16 protein-coding genes and 1 tRNA gene are annotated in these 25175 nt (G+C 51.0%); 12 read left to right on the top strand and 5 right to left on the bottom strand.

Annotated elements, in window-relative coordinates:
• Positions 1-22 precede the first annotated feature (22 nt).
• Positions 23-607 (top strand): exopolysaccharide biosynthesis protein, encoded by a 585-nt coding sequence (locus B2067_RS02585; protein WP_068437712.1) that lies wholly within the window; start codon positions 23-25, stop codon positions 605-607.
• An 8-nt stretch (positions 608-615) separates the two neighbouring features.
• On the opposite strand, the gene B2067_RS02580 is transcribed toward B2067_RS02585, so the two are convergent.
• Genes B2067_RS02580 through B2067_RS02570 form a run of 3 tightly spaced genes read right to left on the bottom strand, consistent with a single transcriptional unit; the run spans position 616 to position 2934 of the window.
• Positions 616-918 carry a DUF3325 family protein gene (locus B2067_RS02580; RefSeq protein ID WP_301387346.1) on the bottom strand — a complete coding sequence of 101 codons (303 nt, stop codon included), beginning with the start codon at positions 916-918 and terminating at the stop codon, positions 616-618.
• Complete coding sequence (locus B2067_RS02575) at positions 911-2623, bottom strand: PepSY-associated TM helix domain-containing protein (protein ID WP_301387345.1); 1713 nt, start codon at positions 2621-2623, stop codon at positions 911-913. Before B2067_RS02575 ends, B2067_RS02580 begins: the two co-directional genes overlap by 8 nt.
• Before the next feature lie 2 nt (positions 2624-2625).
• Positions 2626-2934 carry an iron uptake protein gene (locus tag B2067_RS02570; protein WP_301387344.1) on the bottom strand — a complete coding sequence of 103 codons (309 nt, stop codon included), beginning with the start codon at positions 2932-2934 and terminating at the stop codon, positions 2626-2628.
• A gap of 215 nt (positions 2935-3149) precedes the next feature.
• Between B2067_RS02570 and ald the strand changes: the two genes are divergently transcribed.
• The 7 genes from ald (at position 3150) to B2067_RS02535 (ending at position 16516) form a co-directional block, all read left to right on the top strand.
• Complete coding sequence (ald, locus tag B2067_RS02565) at positions 3150-4271, top strand: alanine dehydrogenase (RefSeq protein WP_301378515.1); 1122 nt, start codon at positions 3150-3152, stop codon at positions 4269-4271.
• 107 nt (positions 4272-4378) lie between these two features.
• Positions 4379-4714, top strand: a complete 336-nt coding sequence (locus B2067_RS02560; protein WP_084188678.1) for a hypothetical protein — start codon at positions 4379-4381, stop codon at positions 4712-4714.
• Between the two features lie 140 nt (positions 4715-4854).
• The gene (recC, locus tag B2067_RS02555) at positions 4855-8229 is read left to right on the top strand and encodes an exodeoxyribonuclease V subunit gamma (RefSeq protein WP_301387343.1); all 3375 of its coding nucleotides are present in this window, start codon (positions 4855-4857) and stop codon (positions 8227-8229) included.
• The gene (gene recB, locus B2067_RS02550; RefSeq protein WP_301387342.1) at positions 8226-11846 is read left to right on the top strand and encodes an exodeoxyribonuclease V subunit beta; all 3621 of its coding nucleotides are present in this window, start codon (positions 8226-8228) and stop codon (positions 11844-11846) included. Before recC ends, recB begins: the two co-directional genes overlap by 4 nt.
• Positions 11843-13666: an exodeoxyribonuclease V subunit alpha gene (gene recD, locus B2067_RS02545; protein WP_301387341.1), complete on the top strand. Its 1824-nt coding sequence runs from the start codon at positions 11843-11845 to the stop codon at positions 13664-13666. Before recB ends, recD begins: the two co-directional genes overlap by 4 nt.
• Positions 13663-16335, top strand: coding sequence for a DUF748 domain-containing protein (locus tag B2067_RS02540; protein ID WP_301387340.1), 2673 nt, complete (start codon positions 13663-13665; stop codon positions 16333-16335). Before recD ends, B2067_RS02540 begins: the two co-directional genes overlap by 4 nt.
• Before the next feature lie 104 nt (positions 16336-16439).
• Positions 16440-16516 (top strand) — tRNA-Val (locus B2067_RS02535).
• A gap of 116 nt (positions 16517-16632) precedes the next feature.
• Here B2067_RS02535 and B2067_RS02530 read toward each other — a convergent pair.
• Together B2067_RS02530 and B2067_RS02525 are read right to left on the bottom strand one after the other, a co-directional pair.
• Complete coding sequence (locus B2067_RS02530) at positions 16633-17217, bottom strand: hypothetical protein (RefSeq protein ID WP_301387339.1); 585 nt, start codon at positions 17215-17217, stop codon at positions 16633-16635.
• Positions 17218-17351: 134 nt separating this feature from the next.
• Positions 17352-17777 carry an Hsp20/alpha crystallin family protein gene (locus tag B2067_RS02525; protein ID WP_273087975.1) on the bottom strand — a complete coding sequence of 142 codons (426 nt, stop codon included), beginning with the start codon at positions 17775-17777 and terminating at the stop codon, positions 17352-17354.
• 299 nt (positions 17778-18076) lie between these two features.
• On the opposite strand from B2067_RS02525, the gene B2067_RS02520 reads away from it, so the two are divergent.
• From B2067_RS02520 to cas9, 4 genes are all read left to right on the top strand, one after another.
• A complete protein-coding gene (locus B2067_RS02520; RefSeq protein ID WP_301387338.1) occupies positions 18077-20050 on the top strand; it encodes a bifunctional metallophosphatase/5'-nucleotidase in 1974 nt (657 codons plus the stop codon).
• Between the two features lie 553 nt (positions 20051-20603).
• Entirely contained in the window at positions 20604-21458 is an 855-nt protein-coding gene (locus B2067_RS02515; protein WP_301387337.1) for a WYL domain-containing protein, read from the top strand.
• A gap of 245 nt (positions 21459-21703) precedes the next feature.
• Entirely contained in the window at positions 21704-22183 is a 480-nt protein-coding gene (locus tag B2067_RS02510) for a hypothetical protein (protein ID WP_301387336.1), read from the top strand.
• A 133-nt stretch (positions 22184-22316) separates the two neighbouring features.
• Positions 22317-25175: type II-B CRISPR-associated RNA-guided endonuclease Cas9/Csx12 (cas9, locus tag B2067_RS02505; RefSeq protein ID WP_301387335.1), on the top strand; the 2859-nt coding region annotated here is incomplete at its 3' end.

Below are 25175 nucleotides of genomic sequence, written 5' to 3'. Positions count from 1 at the left end.
GGGCAGCCTCAGGAGACGGCGAGTGGCGGATAATCTCGATATAACCTCAGTACTGACGACACTGCGTGAGGATACCGACGATGAGCGTATTTCGCTGGGGGATATTGTCAGTTCGCTGGAAGGGCGGGGCTTTGGTCCGCTACTGATGGCTCCGGCACTGATAGCATTTTTACCCAGTGGTGCCATACCCGGTATACCGAGTTTGTGTGGGATTCTTATTGCCCTTATTGCAGTACAGAAAGTATTTGGAAAAAGTCATCCCTGGATTCCATCCCGTTTACGCAAAGCAGACTTCGACCGGGAACGCTTCAGTGAGGGCGTTGATCAGATCACTCCAGTGACCAAGCGAATTGACCGCTTGTTCAAGCCACGGCTGACGTTTTTATTCGGCCCTGTCATCAGTCGCTTAATCGCAGCGCTGTGCGTTATGTTTGGCTTGTTAATGATACCGCTTGAACTCATCCCTATGGCTGCAGCAATCCCTGCACTTGCGATTATTTTCGCTGCCATCGGCTTGAGTACCCGCGATGGGATTATGTTGGTTCTTGCACTGGTTCTTTTCTCTGTAGCCGGTTATTGGGCCGGTACTGAATTTGGCTTTCTTTGAGTCTGGCTCTAAGCTCGGAACAGCGCGAGAGGTCTGAGTAGAGTCGGGCGATAACTTAATACCTGGCCAACGATAAAAGCAGCAGTTGCGCTTAGCATGGCCCAGACAAGCACTGCCATTGAGGCGTGGTCAGCCTGAAGGCACGCCAGACCAGACAGCATGACGCACAACCAGCCCAGGCTTCTGAGAATACGCGAGGCGGGCTTTCCGTCCGTCACCTGCTTCCAGTGTGACTTGAGAGACAGCGCGAACCAGCTCATTGCCAGCAGCATCAGTACAAAGGCGATTGTTAACCATGCTGCCTCATTCATAAGCGGTTTCTCCTGTAGCTATCTCTTCTTGTCCGGCTTCCTGTTTGCTTTGTGTTTCATTCATTGCGGACATCTTTTTTACTGTCAGTAGAGCGATGAGGCTTCCCGCTAGCAGGCTGAGGTCGACACCCGCGACTGCCCAGTAGGGATCTGTAAAGATTGTTTTAATTAAATGGTCTCCGGTACTGATCCAGTTCGCGATGACCGCGACAACCCCCAGGAGGGCAATTAGCATCGTCTGCTCTTTCCAGGCGGGATTACTTTTCGCCAGAGCAACAGGAGCACTACGCCATGCTGCGTGCAGGAACGACAGCGCCCACACAGACCAGAAGACAATTTTCTCTATCTCACCTTTGCCTTCCGTTGCTGCAGGAATAAAGCGGTTGGCGATCAGCATTGCGATGGCGGCGATGACCATGCCGGTCACTGTGGTCACTGCAAATGCGTCGACAACTCTGCTTCCCTGAGAACCTGCTTTGGCATGCTGCTGCTTGCGCTTTTCGACAAAGAACATAAACCCAGTAGCAATACATGCACAGCCGAGCAGGCCTCCAATAACGTAGAGCCAGCGTAGGAACCAGTGCTCAAAATGCTGGAGGTGCAGGCCGGCGAGAAAATCGCCAATTGATTCGGCAAGACTGTGAGGGGGATCTTCGCGAAGAACCTCACCCGTAACCCCATTAAAGTGGATACCTTCACCAACGAGTGCAACACGATCGCTACCCGCGCGATAAATGCTGACGTAAGCATTCTGGTCGCCGACATGGTGCATCTGTAGGAAGCCGACTTCGCCAGCCATATCCCTTGCTGCCCAGCGACGTTTCGCTTCAGCCACCATCGCATCGACAGAGGCCATAGGTGCAGCAATGCCTGCGCGTTCATGAGGTAACCCCAGTTCTTGCGCTTGGATCTCCTGCTGAGCGCTGTGCAAGGGCTCGAGCATGGTATTGGTGACGGGCATATAGTAAAAGGCGACGAAGATAATCAGGCCGGTAAACGCAAAAAAGAAGTGAAATGGCAGTGCCACCACGCCGGTCATATTGTGCATGTCGAGAATACTGCGCTGCTTACTTTTATTGCGGCGGAAGGTAAACAATTCGCGGAAAATTTTACGGTGTATCCATACACCAGAAATAAGAGCAACCAGCATAAAGAAACCGGCAATGCCCACAATGAAAAAGCCGAGAAAGTTCCAGTTAATATTCAGGCTGTAATGGAGTGGGTAAAACCACTCACTGCCTATTTTGAGATGATGATCAGGAACACTGACACCAGTACGAGGATCGATCGTGGTATTGCCGTGGATATGGTTGTGACCTTCAGTGTCGGCAGGAAAGGGAACCCGGAATCCCGCACCCATACGTAAGACAGGATCGCGATGGGTGGTGTAAGCCCAATACTCATCCGCCGGTAGCTCCAGTCGGGGCGTCATCTCGCCAGCGCTGGCATCATGGTATTTCGGCATCATACGATTGTATTCAGCTTCATCCGGTTCGATGCGCTCGAACACACCCATCAGCAAGTGGTCGAATGAAGGCATAGGTTGCGGATCAAAGCGAGTCTCAGGTATCGCCCAGCGATCAATCTCACGATCGAATACAGACAGTGCGCCGAAGAAAAAACAGACCATCAGGACGAAGCCCAGAATCAGACCGAGCCAGGTGTGCAGCCAGGCCATACCCTGGCGTATGTTATTGAATTGCATGGTCAACCTCCCTGAGTCAGTAGAACAGTTTGTAGCCAGACTGATATGCCTGTCATAGCAATGCCCCCGCCGTAGGCAACGACATGCGTCAGCAAGGTTTTCCGGCTCAGGAACAACCAGAAGAAAACAAAAAGGAAAACAGGAATGGCCAGCAGAAATGCAGTGTGCTCTGCGGTATGAAAGCCCCAGCCAAGGGCGACCGTTGCGGTGACCGTCAGGGCAACGAAGCCCCAGGTGAACAGGTAGCCACCAATGAAGGCAGTAAGAACCGGGCCAAGCGACCTGCGGGTGAAACTTAAAAGAGTCGACATAAATCCTAAACGATTGTGGGTATGGCATTTCGCTTGTGATAGTACAAGAGATAATGGTTCGCATTCAATTGTTATCGTGAAACTCATCGGCCAGTAGTAAGGTCATTGTCAGGTGTTGTGTTTTTGCAACGGGGAGTGTGGTATTTGTGGCCTGAAAGAACATATCGGGCCGGGGTGCTGCTATTCTGAGGAGTAAGTCGACAGGAGACGTATTTATGCGAGTTGGCGTACCAAAAGAAATAAAGAATCACGAGTATCGGGCAGGGTTGACGCCCGACAGCGTCAGAGAGCTGGTACATCGGGGACATGATGTCTTTGTTGAAACGGGCACCGGAGAGGCGATAGGTTTCACCGACGATCTCTACCTGAACAGTGGCGCTGAAGTAGTCAGCAGTGCTGCCGAATTATTCGATGTTGCTGAACTCATCATTAAGGTGAAAGAGCCGCAGGCGTCTGAAGTAGAATTACTTACGTCCAAGCACACTTTATTCACATATCTCCATCTGGCACCTGACCATGACTTAACTGACTCGCTTATTGCGTCTGGCGCTACCTGTATCGCATACGAGACAGTCACAGACGAGCAAGGGCGATTACCTCTGTTAGCACCTATGTCCGAGATAGCCGGGCGTATGGCTGTTCAGGCAGGGGCTCATAGCCTTGAGATGGCCGCTGGTGGGCGGGGAGTGCTGCTGTCAGGTGCTGCTGGGGTGCCAGCGGCTGAAGTGATTATTCTGGGCGGCGGCGTGGTCGGGAGCAATGCGCTTGCCGTCGCTGTGGGTATGGGGGCTCGTGTCACAGTGCTGGATACATCGATGAATCGGTTGCGTGAACTCGACTCTCACTATGGCAACAGAATAAATACCGTGTACTCAACGAGAACAGCGCTGGACGAACACCTGGCTCGTGCTGATCTGGTCGTCGGTGCGGTTCTTCTTCCCGGGGCTTCAGCGCCCAAGCTGATTAAGCATAGCCACCTGCATTCCATGAAGCTTGGCTCTGTTATTGTGGATGTGGCTATCGATCAGGGTGGATGCGCTGAAACCTCGCGTCCTACAACTCACGAATCACCTGTATTCATTGAAGAGAGCGTTGTTCACTACTGTGTAGCCAATATGCCCGGCGCCGTTGCCCGCACGTCCACCCTTGCGCTGAATAACGCAACGCTGCCGTTTATTTTTGCGTTGGCCAATCATGGTGTGAAAGAGGCGCTGGTTGCAGATACTAACCTTTTAAATGGCTTGAATGTTTATCGAGGAGAGCTTGTCAGCCCTGAGGTTGCGGCGAGTCAGAATCGATCTTTCACAGATCGCCTGAGACTACTGTCGAGAAGTTGAGAGTAATTGATCTAATGATTTTTGAAAAATTACAGATGTCGGAACTTTGCAGCCTCGCCTTGGTCATTTAATGTAAGCTCAATAAATAAAAGCTTATGGAGATGATTATGAAACGTATTACATTCGCAATGCTCACTCTGATGTTTGGTCTGGTACTGGCAGGGTGTGAACAGGCCAAAGAAACGGCGGATACAGCCAAAGCCGAAGCCGAAGAAATGGCCGAAGCGGCAGGTGACAAAGCGGAAGACGCGATGCGCGCGGCGGAGGATGCTGCAGAAGAAGCCGCTGCTGCAGTCGAAAATACCTTTACCGATAAATCAGCTGCCGAAAAAGCAGCGGATAAAGTCTCTTCTGCCGCAGAGGATGCTGGTGAAGCAACGGAAGATGCTGCTGAAGATGTAGCAGATGAGATCGACGACGCAGCGACCGCAGCTGCTGAATAATCTCAGCCTTCAGAGCGAAAAGAAGCCACTCATCTGAGTGGCTTTTTTTGTTGTATCTGCCACAAACACAGCCCACCAGAGCCCCACCAACCTGTTACACTATCGCCTTGTTCTCAGTCACCCAGACAGACAAGGACGCCATGTTCCGCTTATATCACTCCAACGACCTGGAAATTCTCAAAGAACTGCTTCTGAATGAGATTCGTCAGAACCCGCCCGGTGTGTTCGAAGCTGAGCAGATTCTGGTGCAATCACAGGGTATGGCGCATTGGTTAAAACTACAGCTCGCCGATGGTCTTGGTGTGGCTGCTCAAGTCGATTTTCCTCTGCCATCGGCCTACGTCTGGAAGGTATTCAATACGCTCAAACCTGAGCTGCCCGAGCGTTCGCACTTTGAGAAACAGGCCATGGCATGGAAGTTAATGCGCCTTCTACCGGGGCTGAAAGATGAACCTGAGTGTGAAGGTATTGCCCGTTACCTCAAGAGCGACCCTGATGGCCTGCGCTGCTATGAACTTGCTCATAAAATAGCCGACGTTTTTGACCAGTATCTGGTGTATCGCCCCGACTGGCTGCTTAACTGGGAAAAGGGCATAGACGGGATCGACGACAGTGATGTAACGGTTCACCCCTGGCAGCCGCGGGTCTGGCGAGCGCTGGTGGCTGACAGTCAGGCGTTGGGGAATAGCCTCGAGCACCGCGCCCGGCTGACGACCTCATTAGCGTCCATCGTTGCTGAAAATGGGCATCGCTTAAACGCTATGCCACAACGCTTATTTGTATTTGGTATCGCAGCTTTACCCGGTGGTTACTGGGATGTTCTTAATGCGATTTCTGGTCATATCGATGTGCATTTCTTCCTGTTGAATCCTTGTCGTAATTTCTGGGGAGATATTGTCAGTGACCGACAGAAAGCCTGGATTCTGAAGACCAACCCAGATGCGGAGAATTACCTAGAGCGTGGTAACCCGTTACTGGCCAGCTGGGGGCGTCTTGGTAAAGATTTTCTGACGCTTGTGCACGAAACCTCAGATGAAGGTCAGTTACAGGACGTTGAAGCGTTTACAGAGATTGAGCGAACAAGCCTACTGAAGCATATTCAGGCAGATCTGTTAGACCTCCGGGATGGTCAATCAGCGGCCTATCAACCAGCAGCTTTAAAAAGTAGCCGCTTCAAATCATCAATATCTAAGAATGATGAGAGTCTGAGGGTAGTCTCGGGACACAGCCCGTTGCGGGAAGTTCAACGCCTGCATGACCAGCTCCTGTTCTGGTTCAACGACAACCCATCGCTTAAACCTCGCGACGTTGTGGTGATGGTGCCCGATATCGACCAGTACGCCCCCTATATCGATGCTGTATTCGCCAGCGCGCCCGAAGGTCATCGTGTTCCGTGGGCGATTGCAGATCAGTCGCAGGTTCAGGAGAACCCGCTACTCGATAGCGTCGTGTCTCTGATGAGTTTATTTGATAGCCGGTTGCAACTGACCGATGTGCTTGATTGGTTGGACGTGCCCGCCATACGTCGTCGGTTCAGCATTGAAGAGGGCGATCTCGAGGGCGTGCGTGAATGGCTTGATAACGCAGGTGTTCGCTGGGGGTTAGACAGTGATCACCGCAGTGACCTTGGTTTTCCTGCCTTTGGTCAGAACAGCTGGCGCAAAGGTTTGCGTCAGTTATTGTTAGGGTTAATGCTGCCCACCGCTGCTACAGCGCATCAGGGCGAAGATTGGCCAGTGTTTGGCGTAGAAGGTGGAGCAGCTGAGCTTCTTGGCCAGCTGATCCAGTTAATCGAAACTCTTGATCATTGGCGCGGCTATCAGTCTGAAACGCATACGGTAGAAGAATGGATGACCGCCATTCCTGAATTACTGGATGATTTTTATGAACCCGACCTTGATGAAGGTGTTCAGCTTCAGCGGGTCCGCGATGCTATTCAGCGCTGGGCAGAAGAACTCAGTGATGCAGCGTACGACCAAGCCTTATCACCTCAGGTGGTGCGCAGCTGGTTTCAGGAACATCTCGGTCAACAAGGTGGCTGGCAGCGTTTTCTGGCGGGTCCGGTAAACTTCTGTACCTTAATGCCGATGCGATCGATTCCGTTCAAAGCAGTCTGCCTGTTGGGAATGAATGATCAGGATTATCCGCGTCAGGTGACTCCGGTCGGTTTTGATTTAATGGTGCAGGGGCGAGCGCGTCGGGGGGATCGTTCCCGACGTGAAGACGACCGTTACCTCGTTCTTGAGGCACTGTGTTCTGCGCAGGAGAATTTCTACATCAGTTACCGCGGACGCGATGCCCGGGAAAACCACGAGTTGCAACCCTCGGTTCTGATCAGCGAACTTCTTGATTACATCGGTGATGCATATTGCCTTGAAGGTGATGAAAAACTACCTGCACGAGAGAGCCGGGAGCGATTGCGCAACTGGTTAACCGAAGAACTTCCATTGCAGCCGTTTAATCGGCGCACCTATGAGCCTGAGCACATAAATGCCGTAGCTGGCTATCACAAATTATGGGCAGACGTGGCCAACGCAGACCACAGTGATTCTGAAGTCAGGCCATTCTATTCAGCCCCCGTGGCGATACCAGAAGGCTTCAGTCGTAAACAAGTACTGTGGAGTGATGTAAAAGAATCTCTGTTGAAACCCGCGAGCTTTTTCGTAAAGCGCCGACTCCGATTGCAGCCCGATCTCCATATGACGCAATCGCGCAATGAAGAGATATTCCAACCGGGCGCACTGGAAAACAGTCTTCTGAAACAACGCTGGATACAGGATCAATTAGCCACTTCCGAACCCTCAGATATTCCTGACTTCACATACAGAGAACAGGCACTGGGCAGCCTACCGGTCAATGCGCTGGGAGACATCTACGTAAGCCGGATTGAAAATGAATTAGCGCCGTTACTTGATGGCGTTAAACATTTTATCTCCGGCGAACCAGACAGCGGCGCTCTGACCTTGCTGGTGAATGACCCTGGTATAACCGATGAGAATACGTCGACGGTTGAAATCAGTGGAGAGTATGCACAGTGCTGGAATCAACAGTTGGTGTATTGGCGAGCGGGTGATCTTCGAGGCGAGCACCTTTTAAATTTATGGCTCGACTTCATCTTCGCTGTTGCCGCGCAACCGGACCTGGTGCAGATGGCGGTGATCGTCGGCGGTAAGAAGAAGACGGAAGAATATATCTTTAATGCGCCTTCTCAGGAAGCGGCCATCCGCTATATTCAGCAATGCCTGATACATTATTTTGCCAGCTGGACATCGCCGCAGACAGCGCTACCCGGAATACAGTGGGCCATGCTGAAAGCGGATGAAGCGAAACGAATGGATACATTGAAAAAACAGGCCGAAAGCGAATATTCGGAGTTCAATCGAACAGCTATGCTGCGCTGTCACCCCGACCTCGCTGGCAGGCTTTTATCTGGTGAACTTGATAGCTGGTTAAAAACACACAGTTGGATCTGGGCGCTTCCCGAACAATGTTTGCAGCAGGAGGCCGTAGCGTGAATAAACTCGACCTTCATACGTTTCCTCTTTTGGGGCGGTCGCTGATTGAAGCGAGCGCGGGCACAGGTAAAACCTACACGATTAATCAGTTATATCGTCGTGCCGTACTGGGGCATGGAATTAACCAGAAGCTTGATTGCACTCAGATTCTGGTGGTGACCTTTACTAATGCCGCTGCGGAAGAATTACGCGGCCGGATTCGTGCTGGCTTACGTGATGCCTTTGAGAATTTATTGGCTGCAGAGCAGGGGGTAATGCCTGACCCTGACATTCAGCGCTGGGTTAACGAACTACAAACAGATAAGGTCTCTTCTGAAGCACTTATAAAAGAGCTTCAGACCTGGTTGCAGCTAAACCTCGCCCAGATGGACGAGTCCTCTATCTGTACCATCCATAAATTCTGCGCACAGATGTTGAAACGCTACGCATTCGACAGTGGTGTAGCGTTTAACCAGGCGTTAGAAGTAGAAGGTGAAGAATATCTTCGCCGCGCCTGTGAAGATATATGGCGCCAGCTGTGCTATCCACAGAATCGGGACGTGCTCGAGTTTCTGACATCAGGTTTCTCTGATCCTGATTCCCTGTTCAGGTATTTCCGCAGCTGGATGAATAAACCTGGCGTGCGCACTAAGCCGGATATCAAAGAGGACTTTGACGTGCTTTGGGGGCGTTTAAAGCAAACGTTCGAAGATGCTAAAAATCTTTGGTTTTTCCTTGGGCATGACAACATCGTTAAAGAGATCATGTCGGCTGATATCGATAAACGCAGTTACAGTAGTAAGAATTTTCCTAATTGGTTGCAGCAGGCCGGAGACTACTTCGCAGCAGGGCAGGCTTTGCCTATTCCGGCCAATCTGAACCGTTTCGGTTCAGTCATGCTCAGTGAAAAAACGAAAACGGGTGAGCCGCCACGTCATAAGCTATTTGAAAAAATTGATGAGCTGATCGAACTTGAAAGAACACTCAGGCAGTCTCAGGAGCTGACCTGGTTTCGTTCTATTTACGACCGTTACATTGACCTTCTAGAGCAAGCGGCGGTTGTCACCAGTAATGATCTTCAGCGCCTTCTTGATAGTGCTCTGCAGTCTGAGCAGGGCGAAGAGCTGGCAGCGCAGATCCGAAGATTGCACCCGATTGCAATGATCGATGAATTTCAGGACACCGATCCGGTTCAGTATCGAATCTTCAGTCGTATATATCAGTCTTCTGAGGTCAATGAGTCGGCTGCCGTAAATAACACGGATGATCAGCATGGCCTGATTATGATCGGTGATCCTAAGCAGGCGATTTATGGGTTTCGTGGTGGTGACATCTTTACCTATATGGCCGCCAGTAAACGAGTCGATGAGAATCGGCGCTTTACACTGGATACGAACTATCGCAGTGATAGTCGCCTGATTCATGCGGTGAATGCACTCTGGCAGAATCATGAAAAGCCTTTCGTATTTGATGACGCGATTCAGTTTTACCCGGTACAGGCCGGCGGTCATCACGATAAAAAGGCGCCCCATTGGCAGCAGAGTATTCCGACGGAAGCGTTACAGCTGTGGGTGGGTGATGATCCGGAAGAATCGAAACCAGAAGCCCAGCAACGAATAGCCACTGAGTGTGCTTCTCAGATTGGCGCTTTAATGTCGGGTGCCGCCAGTTTCCCGGTTAATGGTAAAAAGAATGCGAAAGGAAAGCCGGTTGAAGCCGGCGATATTGCCGTATTGGTTTTCTCCCGGGCACAGGCAAAGATAATTCGGGATGCGTTGACTCGGGAAGGTATTGGCAGTGTTTATCTGACGCGCGACAGCGTACTTGATTCTGTAGAAGCCTGGGACCTGTTAGCTATGCTTGAAGCCATCGCTCATCCCGGTAGTGAAACCAGTGTGCGCCGGGCAATAGCTACCTCAATCTGGGGCGCTACCGCTGACGATCTTGTTCGGATGCAGGATGATGAAAACTCCTGGGAATCCCAGCTTGCCAGTATGCATGAGTATCATCAGATCTGGCAGCGCCGGGGTGTTATGGCCATGCTGATGCAATGGCTCGAAGACGACGAGCGTGCCGTACGTCTGCGAAAAATGGAGAACGGTGAGCGTACTCTGACCAATATCCTCCACCTTGGAGAAATGCTTCAGGCACAAAGTCGTAAGCTGCGTGGCCATCAGGCTTTGATTCGCTGGTTCAGTGAGCGTATTGATCCGGATTCTGATCGTGGTGAGGAAGCTCAGCTCCGACTGGAAACCGACTCACGCCTGGTCAATATTGTCACCATTCATAAATCGAAGGGCCTTGAATACCCCTTTGTATTTCTACCGTACCTCTGGGCCGACAGTGCCAGGCCCAGACGCCAGAATACAGAAACGATTTATTTTAATGGCCGTGAGCTGGTGCGCGATCTTGCACCGGATGATAAAGCAAAAGAATTGCAGGCTCGCGATACGCTAGCTGAGCAGATGCGACTCTTATACGTTGCGTTAACACGGGCGAAATTCGGCTGTTTTATGTGGCTGGCGAATGTGCAGGCAGGCCCCAAAAATAAACGTGCGCCGATCTGGCTTGATTCTGCATTGGGTGAATTATTAAGTAATGGTGGACGTATTGCCGATATCGCTGACGTCGATATTAACGGTATGTTTATCGGTGAGCTGCCAGAGTGGCGGGTAGCCGGTCAGGCAGAGCTTGATGTTCCACCTCCGCCGGTCGTTCCCGCAATCAATAAGGCGCGCTGGCGCGACCATTGGCGGGTCGGAAGCTACAGCCAGCTGGCTGCCCACTCTGCGAATTCTGCCGCCCACAGTGTTGAAGCGGCAGCGGCAGATTTAGGGCATTACTTTGACTGGGAGGCAGGTGTCACAGATGTCTCTTCAGTATCCGATGGCGAATTGCCGCTGGCTTTGCGTTTCCCGAAAGGTGCCAATCCGGGGACCTGTTTGCACGCAATTTTTGAACACTGGGATTTCCACGATAAAGAGGCTCTGCTTGATGTGTGCAAAGAGCAGCTGAATCTCTATGGCCTGCAGGAGCAGCCCGTCGACGAGGTGTCAGACTGGATTGAAAGTATCGTGAGTCAACCATTGGCACTTTACGATACGACTCTCACACTGAAAGACATTGAGCCATCGTCACGGTTGGATGAAATGGAATTTTATCTACCCGTGGGCCAGCTATCGGCGTCGGATATTGATGCTTTGTTAGGAGGTGATCAACGCTTCAGCTTTGAACCTTTAACCGGCTATCTGAAAGGTTTTATCGATCTTATTTTTGAGTGGCAGGGCCGTTATTACGTCGCCGACTATAAATCGAACCATCTGGGTGATCATTGGCGTAATTATGTGCCCTCGGCATTGCGCGATTCGATGCGTGACCACAGATACGATCTGCAGTCCTGGATTTATATGCTGGCACTTGATCAATTGCTTAGCCGTCGATTGCCTGATTATCAGCCGCAAAAGCACTTAGGTGGCAGTGTGTATTTCTACCTCCGTGGTATGGGAAGTCATTTCTGTAAAAGCGATCACAATACAGACCCTGATGCCGGCGTCTGCTTCACGCCCGTGAGTGTTGAATCTCTGCGCCAGTGGCGAAAAGCGATATTGCCAGAGCAAGCGCAGGAGGTTGCCCCATGAGCACCGATTACTTAAAGCTCTGGTCAGAAAGCGATCTTATCCGTGCGATTGATTATCAGCTGGCTCGTCAGGCAGTGGAGTGGGAGTCCAGTTACGGTACAACCTCTCCACAAGACCAGCAGGCCTTAATATTGACGGCCTGTGCCGTAAGTTATGTCCTCGGCCGCGGACAGGTCTGCCTCGAATTATCAGCCTGGCCAAAAGCATTGGCTGTATCGCCTGAGCATCTACCGACGACTGACCAACTGACGCGCTGTCAGACTGTTTCTATCGCAACGTCAGAAGCAGATACATCAGCACTGTTTGTCGTTCAGGGTGAGCGGGTCTACCTGAACCGGTATTTCCGATATGAGCAGTCGGTGCTGGAGCAGATACGTCAGCGCGTCAGCCCGGAAGGCATGCCGGCCAGTAAGGCGCTGGCGACGACGTTGCGAAAACTGTTTCCAGCCCCGGAAGCGGATATCGACTGGCAGGCTATTGCAGCCGCAACGGCCTGTGTTCAGCCGCTGTGTGTGATTACTGGAGGCCCCGGCACAGGAAAAACGACCACGGTGACTCGTTTGCTGAGTGCCTTGTTGAGTGAAAACCCGGATCTACGGGTTGCCCTGGCCGCGCCGACCGGTAAAGCTGCGGCACGCATGACAGAATCCATCCGCCAGGCCCGTGAGCGCGGTGGACTGCCGCATGCCGATGGTATTCCCTCGGTTAGTTTTACTCTGCATCGTCTGCTTGGCTGGAGCCCGCGAGGCTTTCGCTACCACCATGAACGTTACCTTCCGTATGACTGCATCGTGGTCGATGAAGCGTCCATGATTGATTTGCCAATGATGGCTCATCTGCTGAGTGCACTGGCTCCAAAGACACGTCTTATTCTTCTGGGGGACCGTGACCAGCTCGCATCGGTTGAGGCTGGGAGTGTGCTTGCCGATTTGTGCGACGCCGGTACAGAACACGGTATTACCGACGCTTTTGCCGCGCGACTGGGGGCGTTAACGGGGTACGACATGAGCGCCGTTATCGAAGCAGAATGTTCAATTATGCAGAATGCGATGGTCCAGTTGCGTAAATCCCATCGATTTGGTGAACACAGCGGTATTGGCGCTCTGGCGCGTGCGGTGAATCAGGGGGCCGTTCAACAAGCTGATCAGGTGTTAGAGGACCCGGCTTTTGCTGATGCAGTGCGCTTAGCGGCAGATTCTGAAGAGTGGCAGGCGCACGTTGTTGAGGGTTATCGTCAGTATTGTCGCCTGATAGAAGACGGCGCCTCGCCAGAGTGGATTCTAGATGCGTTCGACCAGTTTCAGGTATTGGTGGCATTGCGCAGTGGACCAGTCGGGGTTGAAGAAACTAATCGACGAATTGAACGTCTGCTTAACAGAGCTGGTTTATTGTCAGACACCAGCCAGCTTTGGTATCCGGGGCGCGCAATCATGATTACCCGCAACGATTATGATGTTGGCCTGTACAATGGGGATATCGGCATTATGCTCAGGCACGAAGGGCAGGAGCGTGTTGTATTCCGCGATGCGGAGGGCGGCTTACGTTTCCTCTCGCCGGGTCGTCTGCCTAATCACGAGACGGCATTCGCCATGACGGTACACAAAAGCCAGGGGTCTGAGTTTTCTGCTGTGATGCTTCTCTTACCCGAAAAATGGCAGCAGGTGATTACGCGGGAGTTGGTCTATACGGCCATTACCCGAGCGAGAAAACAATTCTGGTGTCAGGTAGGGAACGCCTGCTGGCAACAGGCTTTGAATTCCAGAACAGAAAGAGCAAGCGGCCTTAGAGACGCGCTCTGGAGCAATAACGACGCACTATGAATGACAGTCGAAAAACAGAAGATAATGCGCAACAGAACGCATTAACAGGATCGCAGAAAAAAGCGCAGAAAAAGGCGCAGAAAAAGTATCCCAAGCATGTTCGTCATCGGGCTAAAACTCCCTTGTGGCTGAAGCTGCCGCTGATACTCGTTGCGGTTCTGGTCAGTATTTACCTGCTGGTGTTTGTTGCCGCTCCTTTCTTTGCGCTGCGCTACGTCGAGCAATGGTATGCCGAGCAGGGAGAAGGGCAGTCGCTTCTTATTGGTGGTTGGACGCTGTCACCCTTCACCGGCGAAGTCGAGCTGCGGGACGTCAGTGCGGTCTATCCCGTTAAGGATTCAGAGGCAGAGGTCGGCGCTGATTTTATCGGTATTAACGTCAACCTCTCTGCGTTGCTCGATCAGACAATCCATATTCAATCCGTGGGTGTGAGCGGATTAAAGTTTCGCGGAAAGCAATCCGAGGAAGGGCTTTCCCTGGCGGGTATCACTCTGCCGGGCTCTGACCAGGCTGAGGAAGCAACGCCTGACAACGGTGAATCAGCTAATGAACCAGGTGATCAGGATAGTGACCAAAATAGAGACCAGGAGAGTGATCAGACAGGCAGCTCCGGGCCTCTTCCTGAAGGCTGGTCACTCCGGGTCGACGATATATCGCTCACAGATGACTTGATTCAGTGGCAGCAAGCCGGGCTGGCAGTCACCGTTGAATTAAGTGAGTTATCGACGGGCTTGTTCAATTCGGCAACCGACGATGCAACGCCTCTCACTTTAGATGTCACTCTGCGCGAGCTGAGCGTCGCCATTGGCGAGGATTCTCTGGTATTGCGTTCTCCAGTCACTCTGCGTTTGCAGGCAGAGGCTCAGAAGGTGTTAACCCAACCAAATATTTCGGGTGATATATCGCTGACTGCACTGGCACTCGATGCACCGGGTATTGAAGGCGTGGAATTCAATGCGCTGGATATCAAAGGTGCATCTTTCAATCTGGGCGAAAGTGGTATGACCGCAGGTCTCAGATCTTTACTACTGAAAAATGTGCAGGCTCAGTTACCGGATGATGAGAAAGCGCAACTGGACCAGTTAATGCTGAGCCAGGTGAGCTGGCGCGCCAGTGAAGATGACGTCTTGATTAAAGAACTTTCACTCGAAGGCTTCAGTGGCAACCTGGCCGGGTTCCCGGAGTTATCGCTTGCGGCCTTTACTACTTCAGAAGTCAGAGTCGAAGGACTCTCTACTCAGCCTGTTGCTGATATTGGCCGTGCCGCACTCGACACCTTAAGGGCGCGTCACCCTGAAGCTGGTGTTCTGCAACTGGGTAACCTGACGGTTATCGGCGTTCTGGCAAATGCAGATGAGCAGAAAGTATCCTCTCTGGAACTGAATGCACTGAGCGTGACACCGCCGGGTGAAGAAGTGCCGCTGGCGTCATTGGCGCATTATCAGATCACCGATATTACGGCGACCCCGTCGGGTTTTGCATCAGGCGTACATCAGTTTTACGGGCTGGTGTCTAACGTGACCCGTCTTGCAGACGGCAGCATTAAAGGTGTTCCTCAAGCTGAGGCAGAGGCAACTCCTGAGTCTGGCTCTGGTACAGATTCGTCCGCCACTGAAGATACGACGGATGAGACAGCTGCCGAAGCGGTGCCTTTCAGAGTTCAGATTGCCGGTATTCAGTTGCTGACAGAGGGCGATGATATACCCGCTACAACCTTCAACTGGACCGATGAAGCGGTAACACCGACGGTAAATACCAGCGGTAAAGTACTGGAGCTTTCGACGGGAGCAATTGATACCGAGCAGCTCGAAAGTGGCGTTGACCTGACATTGTTGCTTGCTCTGGATACCTACAACCGTATCCGTGCCAGCGGAAAAATGGGCGTGAAAGGGGATTATCCAGAGGGCAAGCTTGAGGTCGATATCGACCAGCTCAACCTGGTCGATTTCAACCCTTACCTCGTCGACGCCATGGGTTATCGACTTAAAAAAGGCATGTTAGGCGTTGACTCAATCATCAGTATTACCGACGGTCAGCTCGGAGGTAATGTGCTGATTAAGCTGCAGAACAGCAAGTTTGAGCCCGCAGATGAAGAAACTATCGACCGCCTGAGCAAACAGATATCCATGCCGGTTGAAACGGCACTGTCAGTGCTGAAAGACGATAACAACAATATCCGCATCGACGTTCCATTGTCGGGCGATATCAGTCAGCCAGACGTGGGCATCAATGACGTTATCAGTCAGGTCAGTCGCAAAGCGCTGCGCACGGCGACTCTCTACTATCTGAAGCAGTCTCTCGTGCCATACGGTCAGCTCATCAGCCTGGCATCGTTCGCCGGTGATCAACTGTTTGCGATTCGTCTCAATGACCTCAACTATGAGCCGCAGCAACTGGAGTTGAATGAAGAGCATATTGCGTATCTGGATACCGTGGCTGAGATGATGTCGAACAAGCCAGAGCTGGAATTACAGGCTTGCCCGGTTGCAAGCGAGCAGGAAGTTGCGGCATGGGGTGACGCCTGGTACAGCGAGGCCGTTAAGCGCGGTGCGGCCGTGAAGGCGTATCTGGCAGAGAAGCAGGACAAAAACGATAAGTCGTTATCGGGCCGGGTCACGGTCTGTGCGCCTCAGAAAGGAGACAAGCCAGAGGTTATTCTCGGCGTCTAGTGTGGGTTGCAGAATGCTTATGGCGCTATCTTGCTGATTCGTATGCAATTTCTTCAGAAAGGGTTGCGTAATGCTAAGCGCCTGAGTAATATACGCACCACTTCAGGACTATAGCTCAGTTGGTTAGAGCGCTACCTTGACATGGTAGAGGTCCCCAGTTCAAATCTGGGTAGTCCTACCAGAATTTAAAAAGCCGCTGCAGCAATGCAGCGGCTTTTTTGTTTCTCTTCTTAAGTACTCTTCTTAACTACTCTGCTATCCGCGATAAAGGCCAGAACAGTAAAGGCCAAAGGGCTTCTAAACTCCGAGCAAATGAGCGGCTAATACCAGCTCCTCGACCCGTTCCTCCAGCGCGTTGGCGATATCAATACGCTCGAACCGCGAAAGAGTGTCTGCATTACCCAAAGCTAACGCATTGAGATGCAGACAAGGCGTGAGTTGATCAAAGTCTCTGAGGTCGCCACGTTTTACCACGGGAAGAAACGGGCCGCGGAGTTGTTTGCGAACGAGCTGAAAGGCAGTTTCTAAGGGCAGTGTTCTGGATTTCTGATTTTTCAATCTGAGATTAACACCAACACCATCAGGCGTCGGATGCAGTAACAGGCCCGTCGCTTTTACCGATTTTTCTGGGATGTGAGAGTAGGTGGCCGTAAAGTCGGCAGGGTCAGGAAGAATGACCACTGAGGTTTTTGTGAAGTAAGTATCGTAGTCAGAGTACACCTGACGAAGGGCTGGGCTGTATACGGGAAGAAACTCACTGAGGTTCAGAAGAAACTGCTTGCCGAGTTCCTTCGCCCTCATTTCTTCCAGCGACCAATGAAGGTCTGCTGTAATCGCCAGTTTCCTTTCTCGTAACCCTGCCACCGGGAGACCTTGTGTCAAAATAATGGCTCATTCTTACCCATTACTCAGTCAATTGGAAGAGGCTTTGTCCTGATAGAAGATACTTGGTCCAGGTTGTAGAAAAGTACCAGGCCACTACTTTCTATAGCGGCCTGAATGGCCAATATTTCGGGTCAGTTAATGGTCAGGCGACGCTGAGATTCCTGCTGCACTTTTTTCGGTAAAGTCAGTTGCAGGACGCCATCTTTATACTCCGCTGCGGACCTTTCAATATCGACGTCCTGTGGCAGCTCGAAGCTACGCGATACCGAACCATAATAGCGTTCGCTGTGCAGCACGCGTTGATTATCGGACGTACTGTCTTCCTGTTTAATTTCTGCCTTAATTGATACCTGTGCGCCATCGATATCAACATGAATATCCTCTTTTGATACGCCGGGTATATCGGCATGTATCAGGTAATTTTCACCAGCATCAGTGACATCAACCTTCACGCTCTTAGGTAACGCATCACCATGAAGCGGTTTTACGTAAAAGCCAGATGCAACATCGCGGAACAGATCATCAAACAGAGATGAACGATTAATTAAATGAGTCATAGAAGTTTCTCCACACCAAATAAAACACTCGTGCGCATTGCGCATTTAAAGGTTTCGCCTGGCGGATGAAGCACTCCCGGGATCGTGCTTTTCCGTTCGGTTACTTCTTATATAAGGCAGGATTTTTCACTTCCAAGAGGGGCAATGCAAAAAAGTTGATACAGATCAGTGGTGCACTGCTTGTCACTAATCTGAAATCCTTCTGTCACGGATTTGCCAGATGACTGTCACCGGATGGTAAGCGTTCGTTCTTAATGTGTTGGTGAATTTTATCAACTAAACGCATTAAAGGTTTAATCATGAAAGTGTGGAAACTTACAGCACTGGCAGCCATGGTCGCAGGTCTCTCTGCATGTGGCGGTGAAGACGGAAATGATGGCGCTCAAGGGCCAGCAGGCCCTCAGGGCCCCCAAGGTGAGCAAGGCGAGCAGGGCGAGCAAGCACCATCGAACGAAGATAACTCCATGTCGATCAGCATTCTGCACATGAATGATCATCACTCACACCTTGAAGCTGAGTCATTTGGGTTTGATGTGTCCGAGCTGGGGTTTGAAACAGGTGCCGAAGGTGGAGCCATTGCAGAAGTGGATGTCACTTACGGCGGCTTTCCTATGATGGTTAGCCTGTTCAACAGCCTGGACATGCAGTCAGATAATGTTCTGAAGCTGCATTCAGGCGATGCCATTACTGGCACCCTGTATTATTCGCTGTTCAAAGGTCGTGCTGACGCCGACATGATGAACCAGATCTGTTTTGATGCTTTTGCTCTCGGTAACCACGAGTTTGATGACGGCGATACCGGTCTGGCGAACTTCCTTGATTCTCTCAATTCCTCTGCGTGTGTAACGCCAACACTGGCAGCGAACGTTAACCCGGCAGAAGGCTCAGCCATCGCTGAAGGCTACATTGAGCCTTACACCATCGTTGAACGTGAAGGTCAGAAAATCGGCATCATCGGCATCGATATTGCGGGTAAAACGAAGAACTCATCAAGCCCGGACGACGGCACGACCTTCTCTGACGAAACTACAACCGCTCAGCAGTACATCGATGAACTGACTGGCATGGGTGTAAATAAAATCATCCTGATGACCCATTATCAGTACGCCAATGATCTCGAACTGGCCGCGGCACTTAATGGCGTTGACGTGATTGTTGGTGGTGATTCTCATACCTTGCTGGGCGATGAGACCTTCTCACAGCTGGGCTTTAATACACAGGGCGAATACCCAACGGTTGTCACCGACGCGGGTGGTAATACCGTTTGTGTGGTACAGGCGTGGGAATACGCCCACCTGATGGGCAAACTGGATGTTGACTTCGATACAGACGGTAATGTCACGGCATGTGCTGGTCAGCCGTATATGCCGATCAGTACCACCTTCGAGTATGAATATAACGAGGAAGAAACCCGCACCCTTACTGGTGCCGATGTTACTCGAGTGACAACGGCTCTGACGAAAGAGGACGAAATCGTTGCTATCCGCCCAGATGCGACCACTCAGGCTATTCTGGATGTATACGATGAAGACGTCGATGTGCTGAAACAGACAGTGATTGGTACTAACGCAGAAGACCTGTGCCTTGAGCGAATTCCGGGACAGGGGCGCTCTACGATTTGTGATAGCTCAGCGACCTACGAAAATGGTTCTGATATCTCAAACGTGGTTGCTAAAGCCTTCCTGACAGTAACGCCAACTGCGGATATTGCCATTCAGAATGGCGGTGGTGTTCGTGTCGATCTGGCCGCCGGGGATATAAGCATTGCTGATGCGTTCACACTGTTGCCTTTCTCGAACACCTTGGTGATTCTCGATATGACAGGCCAACAGATCATCGACGTCCTCGAAGATGCGCTGGCTAACTTCCTTGATAACGACGGTTCAAGTGGTTCGTACCCATATGCGTCCGGTCTGCGCTATGACATTGATGCTTCACAGGCAGAAGGTAGCCGTGTCAGCAATGTCGAGGTGAACTCGCAGGTTGCAGGCATCTGGGCTGCCATTAACCCAGCAGCAACCTATCGCGTAGTCACCAACGACTTTATCGCGTCAGGTCAGGATGGCTACACCACCTTCAGCGTACCGTTTGATGCAGGTAACTATGAAGATACCTACACCGAATACGCGCAGGGCTTTATCAACTATGTTGAGGCACTGACTGAAGACGGCCAGCAGGTTCAGAAGCTGCCGATTGAAGAGTATTCAACCCAGCTCTTTATTGATGCCGATGGCTGTAACCACAGCACAGGCGCTGGCTGTGCACCGCGTTAAGCGCTGATTCACACCAGTAGCAATAGACGGGAGCCTCGGCTCCCGTTTGTGGGAGCGAATTACCTCTTCTCTCTGTGGGAGCGAATCAGCCGAAGGCTATTCGCGATCACGAAATCCTCGGTATTACACAACCGACGCTACTTACCCCCTGTAGGAGGGGAGCTTCTCCCCGACACGCACGCTCTTCCCGTTACGACTCCTCCCTCCATGTAGGAGCGCTTCAGCCAGCTTGTCTGGCTATGCGCGAAATCTTCAGAGCCGCGCCTTCTGATATCTGGATTGGAATCACCTTGAGTGAGCAAATTACCTCTTCTCTCTGTGGGAGTGAATCAGCCGAAGGCTATTCGCGATTACGAAATCCTCGGTATTACACAACCGACGCTACTTACCCCCTGTAGGAGGGGAGCTTCTCCCCGACAATAATTCAATAGCGTGCATCACCACTTCCTCCATTTTCCCCCCCAGATCAAACATAACCTGACAGTTGCGACGTATGCACTCCTGCATTTCAGCTGATAAGCTGACCTTTAATAACCGGCTACGGACAGCACGTATGGACAAACAAGTTTCCTATCAGCATCAGTTAATACTTCGATTCATCGAGCTTCGGGCACTCTGGGAAGGGCAGATCAATGCCTCGCATCTGATGCAGGAATTCGGCATCGGGCGAGACCTCGCCAGTAGCCTGATAAAAAAATACGATCACGCCAGTCCCGGCAATCTTAACTACAACGCCAGTACCAAAGGCTATGAACCATCGCGTGATTTTGTGCCGCAGTATTCAAACGGCAGCCTCGAACAATACCTGATTGGATTTCAGGCTATGGACCTGCCGGAAAACACCACAGGTCTGCAATCGGCAGACATGTTCCCGATGCGACAGTTTGAGCGCCATCCTGAGCCAGAGATTGTCCGGCACGTACTCAGTGCCATTCGTCAGCAGCGCAGACTCGATATATCGTACCTATCGGTAAGTAGCACCGACTACGAAGACCGCATCATCAGCCCTCATAACCTAGTACACAACGGCATGCGCTGGCATGCCCGCGCCTGGTGCGAAAAGAATCAGGAGTATCGCGACTACGTACTCTCCCGTATAAAAGAGGTCTACAACGACGAAGGCGCAGCGGACAAAACAGCCCAGCAAGACCACAAATGGAATACTTTCGTCGACGTGACCATCGAACCTGACATTCGCCTCAAAGACAACAAAAAAGCGGCGCTCGCGTTTGACTTTTGCATGACCCAAGACCAACAAGGGCGCTACACGCGAAGTTACTCCGTACGGGCAGCCAACGTGATTTATGTGATGCGCCATCTGGGGCTGGATCGTTTACGGGATAAGAGTGAAGCTCAGCAAGTCATGTTAACGCCGGAGTCGGCTGAGGCAGTTGAACCTTATTGGTAAAAGCATGCTGGAAACGGTGAAGCCTTAGTCAATTGCGAGGAGTGCATCCATATGGATGCGATTTTGCTAAGGTGAAGTTGGTTGAGTCAGTAAACCCTGCTCATTGCTGTTGCAAGCTGCGTTGTGGCATTACCGGATATACAGTGCACAGCATCAGTGTCTGAAGTACGCTGCCAAGCCCAGCCAATCATGCTAAGCGGATACAGAAAACAGTGCAGGACTGTAGTCCTGTAGGAGAGCCACCGGTGGATATCTATCACATTACGTTGATCTTGAAGGGTGATTATACCGAGTCAGACGCCCTGGAAGATCGTTTATATGAAGCAGGGTGTGACGACGCCACCCTTTGCTTCAACGGCCGAACGGCGTATCTGGAGTTTGACCGTGAAGCCGCAAGCGCGCGCGACGCCGTGGCCACAGCCATCGCCAACGTAGAAGCCGCCGGGTGTCAGGTTGCTCACTCAGAGCAGGGCGGATATGTGACACTGGCATCCGTGGCCTATCTCAGTGAGTTACCGATCAAAACGCTGCGCGCCTGGGCAAACGGCCAGCGTGGTAAAAAGTTAGAAGCGAGCTTTCCGGCACCGCACTTTGGTATCAGCAGTGGCTCGGCCGTGTACTACTGGCCTGAAGTGGCTGCGTGGCTGGTAAAGAACGGCAAGCTTGAAAGCCGATATCTCGAAGTGGCTCAAGTCGTAACTGAACTATTACCGTTGGCAAAGTGAGCAGCTTAAAACAGAACATACTGATCTGAGAGTGCGTTAACCTGTTGGAAAATCCGACATGTGCGTTTGTACAGTGGTTGAACACACCGTAGATTAATCAAAAAATGACAGAAATTGAGAAAAGGAACTTACGATGACTGACTTTAAAATCATCTCTCCAATCGCGATTGACCTTGGTGGTCTTTATACAGGCCTGTATATGGCGCAATACCCTTTTGGTGAAAGCCTCGCTCAGCATCATGGCAAGTTGACCACACTGGTTATGCCAGAAGAGGGAGGCAAGATGACTTGGTCGCAGGCGGGGCGGACTGCCACCCGGCACCGAATACGTTCCAACAAGCGTAGAAAGCTTGCGAAGCGTTTATTGAAAGTGACCTTTACACAAGGGCTGTCGTACAAACTGAATGATTCAGAACTTGAGGCCTTGAATGGCTTGCTGAACCGTAGGGGCTATAACAGAATAGAGACCGAGATTGATCGTAGACCTCTCGAGACGGTTCCTCCTTCTTGGATCGCCAATGAGTTCCCAGAATTTTTCGTCAGTAGCATTGCTATATCTGAACAGTTGGAAGAACTACTGGAAGATATACCCAAACTTCGTGATTTAGCAGCTACTGAGAAATTTAATCTAAACAATCGCGAAGCTAAGAAGCAGTTATTCGAAAACGCAGAAGATGAGAAAGTTGATCTTCTGAAAGCCTATGGGGTTTTACAGGCAACGGTGTCCGAGCTGCTGAACAGTATCGACTTTGGTCATCAGCACCGTCGAAAATACCTTGAAGCGATAGGTAACGAGGTTTTGAAGGATTCTCGCCTGGCGGAGCTACGGGCTAAGTTCGGGGCTTCCGCTCTCAAGAATCTTATCGGCAACATCAGCAATCTACAGTTGCGAGCGCTGCGATGGTACTTCAACGATACAGCAATGAAGGGCGCAGATTACTACGACGGAGAGCGCTTTAAGTCGGTATATGTTCGTTGGCTGCAAAACTGGCATGTAGACGAAGAAACACGGGTTAATCGTAACAATGCATTAAAAGTGATTCATCCATCAGAAGATATTCTGACGGCGTTGATGACGATAGATGCAGATCTGACGATACCACCCTATGAAGATCAGAATAACCGTCGACCACCAAAAGACCAGACCTTATGGCTTAACCCCCAGTCACTGAACGAGCAATATGGCTCACAGTGGCGTATATGGGTTAATAATCTGCGCAAGCGTAACCCGGAACTGGCAGAAGGCATCGCGCCGATTCTTGAGTTTACTGACCGCCGCTCACGTTTGATAACCAATAAGCAGCGCCTGACTGATACGTCTTTATATGCAGACAGCTACTTTCTTCAGCGCCTGTTGGATCGGAGTAAGATTCACGATAACTACGCACTCCGGGCGATATCAAAGAACTTCAAGTCAGGAAAACTCGATAGTTTCCGCTGGAGTCTGAAGCAGGATCTGGGAGATCAGCATACAGAAAAATTTCTTGATCTCACTCAGAAGTATTACCGGGAAGTGGAACGCGCAAAAAGTGGTATCTGGGAGCAGGAGTCTGCATCACTGCTTGAAAAAGCGGATATTAACCCTCCCTCAAAACGAAAGATTCTGAATCGGTTAGTAGGGAATATTCTTGGCGTTGAAATGAACGCTGAAGAACTGACCACCTTTCTGTCAGACGTATGGACGAAGAAAGTTCATGGCCCATCAACGGTAAAGAGTATTTGTAAAGCTGCCGAAGACCTTAGAAAACAGAATGGCAACCTCTTCAATATGTACGTCCAGTCTGTGCGATATCGGGCGTCGGTCGAAGCAGGCGCAGAGAAGAGTTTTAAAGGTCTGGATAAAGAGATTTGGCAGCTTCTGGTTAAAGTCGAGAAAGCAGTAGATGTTATTGCTGACTCAATTTCTGCGACCGAAACCCAGAAACAAAGATTGAGCAATAGCTTTTCACTTGCTCAGTTGTACACCTTGATAGAAACAGACCGGAACGGATTCTCAAAGGTCAGTGCTGCTGCACACATGGAGCTTGCATGGCGTATGACAATGATCCCGGTGGACGATAAGGAGGCCGCACGTTGTTCGCGCTTACCGGCAGACAGCTCTCGACCATTCGATGGTGTGTTGAGGCGCTTGCTCGAACGTCAGGCTTATGAAATAGCGATGCTGAAAGTAGAGCAGATAAAAGAATCAGGTGTCAGAGATTCTGAAATTAACATCCCGGTGGTAGTAGAAGAAAACCGCTTTACGTTCAGTATTGGACTTGCAGATGTTAAAAAAGATGGGGCGAAACGAAAAAAGTTATTATCGCTGGGTGAGAAGCAACTGGAAAAGTGGCAAGAAAAAAATGAACGTATCAGGCAGGGCGGAAGTGGCCTGTGCCCATATAAGGGAACAACCCTGGATAAAGATGCTGAGCTGGACCACATCATTCCACGCTCATATAGTCGTGATGCGTCAGGCACAATCTTCAATAGCGAAGCCAATCTTATCTACGCCAGCCGCCGTGGCAATCAGGAAAAGAAAGACCAACGTTACGGGATTTCTGATTTAGCACCCAACTACCTCAAGGCCGTCTATGGGACGTCAGATTCGGCAAAGATAACCCAGGTTATCGAAGCGTCTGTGGCTACTATTAAGAAAGACTTCCTATTCTCGGAGCTAGCAGGTGATCAGAAAAGGGATGTCCGTCATGCCTTATTTCTGGAGCGCAATTCAAAGGCATTTGAGAAAGTATTCAGGCGCCTGGCAACTCAACAGAGCGCGCGAGTGAACGGCACACAAGCATGGCTGGCTCGAAAACTGATCAGTGTTCTTAGAGGCCAGTTGAAATCATGGCAGTCTGACACGGGTAACACTCTCGTCTTTGATCTGTGTAAAGCGGATGCTCAGCAAACATCGTTGGTTCGCTCGGGGCTTGCAGTCGCAAAGCCTGAAACTGTCAAAGGAAATCGGCAGGGCGTAGGGTCTCACGCCATAGATGCTTATTGTGCATTT

Source organism: Thalassolituus sp. UBA2590, assembly GCF_002339775.1.
Taxonomy (GTDB): Bacteria; Pseudomonadota; Gammaproteobacteria; order Pseudomonadales; family Oceanobacteraceae; genus Thalassolituus.
Note: the sequence above shows the minus strand (reverse complement) of the source record. Positions and strands in the feature narration are given on the sequence as shown.

What these genes read in the sequence shown, in the direction of transcription:
- recC (WP_301387343.1), top strand. Translation starts at nt 4,855, where the DNA reads ATGTTCCGCTTATATCACTCCAACGACCTGGAAATTCTCAAAGAACTG.
- B2067_RS02575 (WP_301387345.1), bottom strand. Translation starts at nt 2,623, where the DNA reads ATGCAATTCAATAACATACGCCAGGGTATGGCCTGGCTGCACACCTGG.
- B2067_RS02570 (WP_301387344.1), bottom strand. Translation starts at nt 2,934, where the DNA reads ATGTCGACTCTTTTAAGTTTCACCCGCAGGTCGCTTGGCCCGGTTCTT.
- ald (WP_301378515.1), top strand. Translation starts at nt 3,150, where the DNA reads ATGCGAGTTGGCGTACCAAAAGAAATAAAGAATCACGAGTATCGGGCA.
- B2067_RS02580 (WP_301387346.1), bottom strand. Translation starts at nt 918, where the DNA reads ATGAATGAGGCAGCATGGTTAACAATCGCCTTTGTACTGATGCTGCTG.
- B2067_RS02540 (WP_301387340.1), top strand. Translation starts at nt 13,663, where the DNA reads ATGAATGACAGTCGAAAAACAGAAGATAATGCGCAACAGAACGCATTA.
- B2067_RS02515 (WP_301387337.1), top strand. Translation starts at nt 20,604, where the DNA reads ATGGACAAACAAGTTTCCTATCAGCATCAGTTAATACTTCGATTCATC.
- B2067_RS02560 (WP_084188678.1), top strand. Translation starts at nt 4,379, where the DNA reads ATGAAACGTATTACATTCGCAATGCTCACTCTGATGTTTGGTCTGGTA.
- recD (WP_301387341.1), top strand. Translation starts at nt 11,843, where the DNA reads ATGAGCACCGATTACTTAAAGCTCTGGTCAGAAAGCGATCTTATCCGT.
- B2067_RS02520 (WP_301387338.1), top strand. Translation starts at nt 18,077, where the DNA reads ATGAAAGTGTGGAAACTTACAGCACTGGCAGCCATGGTCGCAGGTCTC.
- B2067_RS02525 (WP_273087975.1), bottom strand. Translation starts at nt 17,777, where the DNA reads ATGACTCATTTAATTAATCGTTCATCTCTGTTTGATGATCTGTTCCGC.